The organism is Streptomyces sp. YS-3, assembly GCF_045257485.1.
GTDB lineage: Bacteria > Actinomycetota > Actinomycetes > Streptomycetales > Streptomycetaceae > Streptomyces.
Map to the genome: position 1 here is coordinate 1 of NZ_JBJHPC010000500.1, position 5,369 is coordinate 5,369.

The 5,369-nt window shown below is 73.4% G+C and carries 4 protein-coding genes and 1 pseudogene; 1 reads left to right on the top strand and 4 read right to left on the bottom strand.

Annotation, left to right across the window (positions count from 1 at the left end; translation table 11 throughout):
- The first annotated feature begins 518 nt into the window (after positions 1-518).
- Positions 519-809, top strand: a complete 291-nt coding sequence (locus tag ACJA3G_RS29170; RefSeq protein ID WP_406556032.1) for a holin — start codon at positions 519-521, stop codon at positions 807-809.
- A 67-nt stretch (positions 810-876) separates the two neighbouring features.
- Here ACJA3G_RS29170 and ACJA3G_RS29175 read toward each other — a convergent pair whose 3' ends face one another.
- The 4 genes and pseudogenes from ACJA3G_RS29175 to ACJA3G_RS29190 all read right to left on the bottom strand — a co-directional run bounded on the left by ACJA3G_RS29175 (position 877) and on the right by ACJA3G_RS29190 (position 5,306).
- A complete protein-coding gene (locus ACJA3G_RS29175; RefSeq protein ID WP_406556033.1) occupies positions 877-1,896 on the bottom strand; it encodes a hemolysin family protein in 1,020 nt (339 codons plus the stop codon).
- 199 nt (positions 1,897-2,095) lie between these two features.
- Positions 2,096-3,404: pseudogene (locus ACJA3G_RS29180) on the bottom strand (hemolysin family protein); the annotation flags it as partial.
- A gap of 294 nt (positions 3,405-3,698) precedes the next feature.
- Positions 3,699-4,502 (bottom strand): ABC transporter ATP-binding protein, encoded by an 804-nt coding sequence (locus tag ACJA3G_RS29185; protein WP_406556034.1) that lies wholly within the window; start codon positions 4,500-4,502, stop codon positions 3,699-3,701.
- A 132-nt stretch (positions 4,503-4,634) separates the two neighbouring features.
- Positions 4,635-5,306: a class I SAM-dependent methyltransferase gene (locus ACJA3G_RS29190; RefSeq protein ID WP_406556035.1), complete on the bottom strand. Its 672-nt coding sequence runs from the start codon at positions 5,304-5,306 to the stop codon at positions 4,635-4,637.
- Between the last annotated feature and the right edge of the window lie 63 nt (positions 5,307-5,369).

Here is a 5,369-nt window from a genome sequence, read left to right on the forward strand (position 1 = left end):
GGGCTTGGGTGCGGGGTTCGGCCGGCTTGGTCGTCGCGGGGGACGCCTGGGACAACGGCGGCTTGTTCGACGGTTTGTCGGCCGCGGCAGCGTACTGACCCGCGTCGGTGCGCAGCGCCAGGGCTCGGCGCCAGGACCCGTAGGCGATTGCCTGGGCCTCGGCGTCCATTGCCGGCACCCGGCACGCGGCGTCACCGCGCCTGTCGTGCCGCGCGGCTCTTGGGCGACGAGCGAGCGCAGCCCGGCCCAGGGTTTCCGGGCCGGTGCGGCGCCGGGCGTAGGTCCGCGGCGCGAACTCGGCAGGTCCGGGTCGCGCGGGCCCTGTCGGCGGGGGGCGTTCCGCGGTATGCCGGGAACACTCATCCGCCCCCGCGGCCCCGTGCCCCCGTGCCTCAACTCCGTTTCTGTTCGGACCACTTGATCCCGCAGACTACGACGCGGATCACGACACAGTTCACGCCACAGACCAACACGCGACCACGCGACCACGCGATCACGCACGAGAAAGCGAGCGTTCCATGTTCACCAAAGCCTTCTGGAAGGCGACTGCCGAGCGGGCCGTCCGTACGTTCGCGCAGTCGCTCGCGGCGGTCCTGACGGCCGGGGCGACCAATCTGTTCGACGTGGACTGGAAGGCGGCGCTCGCCACCGCGGGCCTCGCCACGGTGGCGTCCGTGCTGATGGCCATCGGCTCGTCCGGTCTGGGGCGGCCGGGCCCGGGCCTCACCGAGACCACGGAGCCGGACGCCCCCGCCAAGCCGGTGGCCACCGCGCCGGGCACCGAAGCCGCCCCCAAGCCCGCCGTGTGAGCGGCCCCGGGGGACGGCCCCAGGCGATACGCCCCGGGGGGACACGGCCCCGGGGCACCTCCCTCGCCTACGCCGTGTCCGGTGTGCCGACCAGCTCGCGCAGGACGTCCTCCATGGCCAACAGCCCCGCCGGCCGTCCGTCGTCGTCGAGCACCGCCGCGAGGTGCGTACGGCTGCGGCGCATGGCGGTCAGTGCGTCGTCGAGCGGTGTCGAGGTCCGTACCCGGGCGATCGGCCACAGCGCCGTCACCGGGAACGGCACATCGCGCGGCATCGCGTCGAGCGCGTCCTTGACGTGCAGATAGCCGAGGATGCGGTTGCCGGTGTCCACGACCGGGAAGCGGGAGAAGCCGGACAGCGCGGCGAGCCGCTCCAACTGCTCGGGGGTCGTGCCGACCGGGGTGTGCACCACCTTCTCCAGCGGTACGACCACGTCCTGGACGGGACGCCGCCCCAGCTCAAGGGCGTCGTGCAGCCGCTCGGCGGCCCGGTCGTCGAGCAGCCCGGCGTCGCCCGCGTCCCGGACCATCCGGGCAAGCTCGGCGTCGGAGAACGTCGCCGCGACCTCGTTCCTCGTCTCCACCCGCAGCAGCTTCAGCAGCGTGTTGGCGAAGGCGTTGATGGCGAAGATCACCGGGCGCAGCGCACGCGCGAGCGTCACCAGGGGCGGACCGAGCAGCAGCGCGGTCCTGGCCGGTTCGGCCAGCGCGATGTTCTTCGGCACCATCTCGCCGAGCAGCATGTGGAGATAGGTGGCGAGGGCCAGCGCGATGAAGAAGGAGACCGGACGCGCCGCGGCCTCCGCCACCCCGACCAGGTGGAACACCGGCTCCAGCAGATGCTCGATGGCGGGCTCGGCGACCACACCGAGCACCAGGGTGCACAGCGTGATGCCCAACTGCGCCGCCGCCATCAGCGCGGAGACGTGCTCCAGCCCCCAGATCACGCTGCGCGCACGGCGGTTGCCCTGCTCGGCGAGCGGTTCGATCTGGCTGCGGCGCACCGAGATCAGCGCGAACTCGGCGCCGACGAAGAAGGCGTTGACGACCAGCGTCGCCAGACCGATCAGCAACTGGACGGCGGTCATCGGCCGGCCCCCTCGTCGTGGGAATCCCGCAGGTCGGGGGTGGTGGCGCCGTCGCGGTCGGCGGAAGCCCGGCGGGCCTCACGCCGTTCGGCCCGGTCCCGTCGCGTACCGCCGTGCTCACGGTGCCCGGCGCCCCGGTGCTCCCGGCGGCGGCGGTGTCCGGGCCCCTCGTCGGCGCCCTCCGCGTCCGGGTCCCCGTCGCCGGGCAGCGGGGCGTGCAGCAGGACGCGGGCGGCGCGGCGGCCGGACGCGTCGACCACGTCGAGCCGCCAGCCGCCCAGCTCCAGGCTGTCGCCGAGGGCCGGGATGCGGCCGAGCCCGGTGGCGACCAGGCCCGCCAGTGTCTCGTAGGGGCCCTCCGGCACACGCAGGCCGATGGCCTCCAGCTGGTCGGTGCGGGCGGCGCCGTCGGCCGAGTAGAGGGTGCGTCCGTCGGCGTCCTCGCCGGCCCGGGCCAGGTCGGACGTCTCGTGCGGGTCGTGCTCGTCGCGTACCTCGCCGACGACCTCCTCGACGATGTCCTCCATGGTGACGACGCCGGCCGTACCGCCGTACTCGTCGATGACGACGGCCATGGTCCGCCGCCCGTACAGCTGGTCGAGGAGCCGGTCCACGGTCAGGGTCGCGGGTACGAGCAGCGGCTCGCGCAGCAGCTCGGTGACCGGGTGGCGCAGCCGCTGTTCGGTGGGGATGGCGAGGACGTCCTTGATGTGGGCGATGCCGACGATGGTGTCGAGGCTGCCCCGGTAGACGGGGAAGCGCGACAGGCCGGTCGCGCGCGTGGCGTTGGCGACGTCCTCCGCGGTGGCGTGCACCTCCAGGGCGGTGACCTGTACGCGGGGCGTCATCACGTTCTCGGCGTCGAGTTGGGCGAGGCTGAGCGTACGGACGAAGAGCTCGGCGGTGTCCGCTTCGAGGGCGCCCTGCTTGGCCGAGTGGCGGGCCAGCGCGACCAGCTCCTGCGGGCTGCGGGCGGAGGCCAGCTCCTCGGCGGGCTCCATGCCGAGGCGGCGCACCAGGTGGTTGGCGGTGTTGTTGAGGTGGCTGATGAAGGGGCGGAAGGCGGCGCTGAAGACGCGCTGCGGCGTGGCCACGACCTTGGCCACCGCCAGCGGCGAGGAGATCGCCCAGTTCTTGGGGACGAGCTCGCCGACGACCATCAGGAAGACCGTCGACAGGGCGGTGCCGAGGACCAGTGCGACCGAGCGGGCCGTGGAGCCCGACAGGCCGAGCGAGCCGAGGGGTCCGCTGATCAGCTTGGCGATGGAGGGCTCGGCGAGCATGCCGATCACCAGGTTGGTGACGGTGATGCCGAGCTGCGCGCCGGAGAGCTGGAAGGTGAGGCTGCGCACGGCCTTGAGGGCGCCGCTCGCGCCGCGCTCACCGTTCTCGACGGCCCGCTCCAGCTCGCCGCGCTCCACGGTGGTGAGGGAGAATTCGGCCGCCACGAAGGCCCCGCAGGCCAGCGACAGCAGCACGGCCACCACGAGCAGAAGCACTTCGGTCATCGGTTCACCTCCGTCCCATGATCGGGCAGGGTCAGGAGGATCGCGCGATGTCGTGTACCGGTACGGGGACGGGTACTGGGAGGCTCGCCCATGGGCGGACGCTCACACCTTTCAGTCGTGGGGTGGTAGCACCCATGGTAAAGCATTGGCAAAGTGGTGGTGTGGGGTGGTGGTGGCTGAGGGCCGGCACCCGGGCGAGGCCCGGGGCCAACAGGGTGCCCCCGCCGCAGGGGCCCACACCGGGCCGTTGCCCGCTCTTCCGGCCGTCGCCCGCTCTCCGGGCCGTTGCCCGGTCTACCGGCCTTTCGCCGGTCCGTGGTCCCCCGTCGTCGCCGTGTCCGTGCCGGTGCCCCCCGAGAAGAGCCGCAGCCGGTCCAGTACTGCTTCGGCCGTCGGGGCCGGCATCTCGTCCACGATCCGCCCGTCGGCCAGGAACAGCACCAGGTCGGCGCGGCTCGCCGCGACCGGGTCGTGGGTGACCATGACGACCGTCTGCCCCAGCCCGTCCACGGCTTCCCTCAGGAAGGTGAGCACTTCGGCGCCGGCGCGGGAGTCGAGGTTGCCGGTGGGCTCGTCCGCGAAGATCAGCTCCGGGCGGGAGGCCAGTGCCCGCGCGCAGGCCACCCGCTGCTGCTGGCCGCCGGAGAGCTGGGCGGGCCGGTGCCGCAGCCGGTCGCGCAGCCCGAGCGTGTCGATGACGCGGTCCAGCCACTCCTGGTCGGGTTTGCGCCCGGCGATGTCCATGGGCAGCGTGATGTTCTCGGCGGCGGTCAGCGTCGGCAGCAGGTTGAAGGACTGGAACATGAAGCCGACACGGTCCCGGCGCAGCCGGGTCAGCTCCCGCTCCCTGAGACCGGTGATCTCGGTGGCGCCCAGCCACACCTGCCCCGCCGAGACGGTGTCGAGCCCGGCCAGACAGTGCATCAGCGTGGACTTGCCCGAGCCCGAAGGGCCCATGACCGCGGTGAACCGGCCACGCGCGATGTCGACGTCGACCGAGTCCAGCGCCAGGACGGCCGTCTCGCCCGTGCCGTACGCCTTGGTCAGCGACCGGGCCCGCGCGGCGGCCCCTTCCGTCGCCGCTGCAGCTGTGGACAAGGCCGCCTCCCAGGTCGTTGCGTCGTGGCCGGACCGACTCCGTTACGGCATACGAGAGTAGGGGCGCGGACCGTCCCCGGGCCATCCGGCGGCAGCAGGAGATCCGGGCCGCCGGGGCGGCGCCAGGTGGGGTCAGCCGAGATCGGGGCGCCGGGCCGCGCCCAGGACGCACGGTGAGGCCGGGTGGCTCGGGCCGTTCTCGGGCAGCCGCAGCCGGCGGACCCCGGTCAGCTCGAAACCGGCCGCCTCGATCGCCGCGACCGGGTCGCGCGAGGTGTGGCACCCGCCGAACAGCAGCGGCCACAGGGTCCGGTCCGCCACCCGCTGGACGACCGGGAGCACGCCGCTCTCGGCCCGGACGTGCTCGAAGAAGCGCAGCTCGCCGCCGGGGCGCAGGACCCGGCGGATCTCGGCCAGCGAGCGCGGCACATCCCGTACGGAACACAGGACCAGCGAGACGACGGCCGCGTCGAACGCCTCGCTCTTGACCGGCAGCGCCTCGGCCGCCCCGGGCACCACGTCGACCGGCACGTCCGCGCGCAGCGCCGCCCGGACGGCCGGCCCCCGCAGCCCGCGCTCGGGTTCGATGGCGACCACCTCGGAGACGGTGCCCGGGTAGTGCGGGAAGTTGAGGCCGTTGCCCGCGCCGATCTCGATCACCCGGCCGGAGAGCCCGGCCAGCAGTTCACGGCGGTGGGTGGCAAGCCCCGCTCTTCGGTCGGCGCCTTCGCTGAACCGGCCGTAGAAGCGGGCGAACAGGGGATGGTGCACGGCGTCCGGAGCGATCTTGGCAGGCTGCTCCATGGGGACCCTCCAACCACGGGCGGAGAACGGGCGGGGCGGACACCGGGATTGTCCCCGCTCCGG

Coding starts and splice junctions, on each gene's coding strand:
- ACJA3G_RS29170 (WP_406556032.1), top strand. CDS start 519: ATGTTCACCAAAGCCTTCTGGAAGGCGACTGCCGAGCGGGCCGTCCGT.
- ACJA3G_RS29175 (WP_406556033.1), bottom strand. CDS start 1,896: ATGACCGCCGTCCAGTTGCTGATCGGTCTGGCGACGCTGGTCGTCAAC.
- ACJA3G_RS29190 (WP_406556035.1), bottom strand. CDS start 5,306: ATGGAGCAGCCTGCCAAGATCGCTCCGGACGCCGTGCACCATCCCCTG.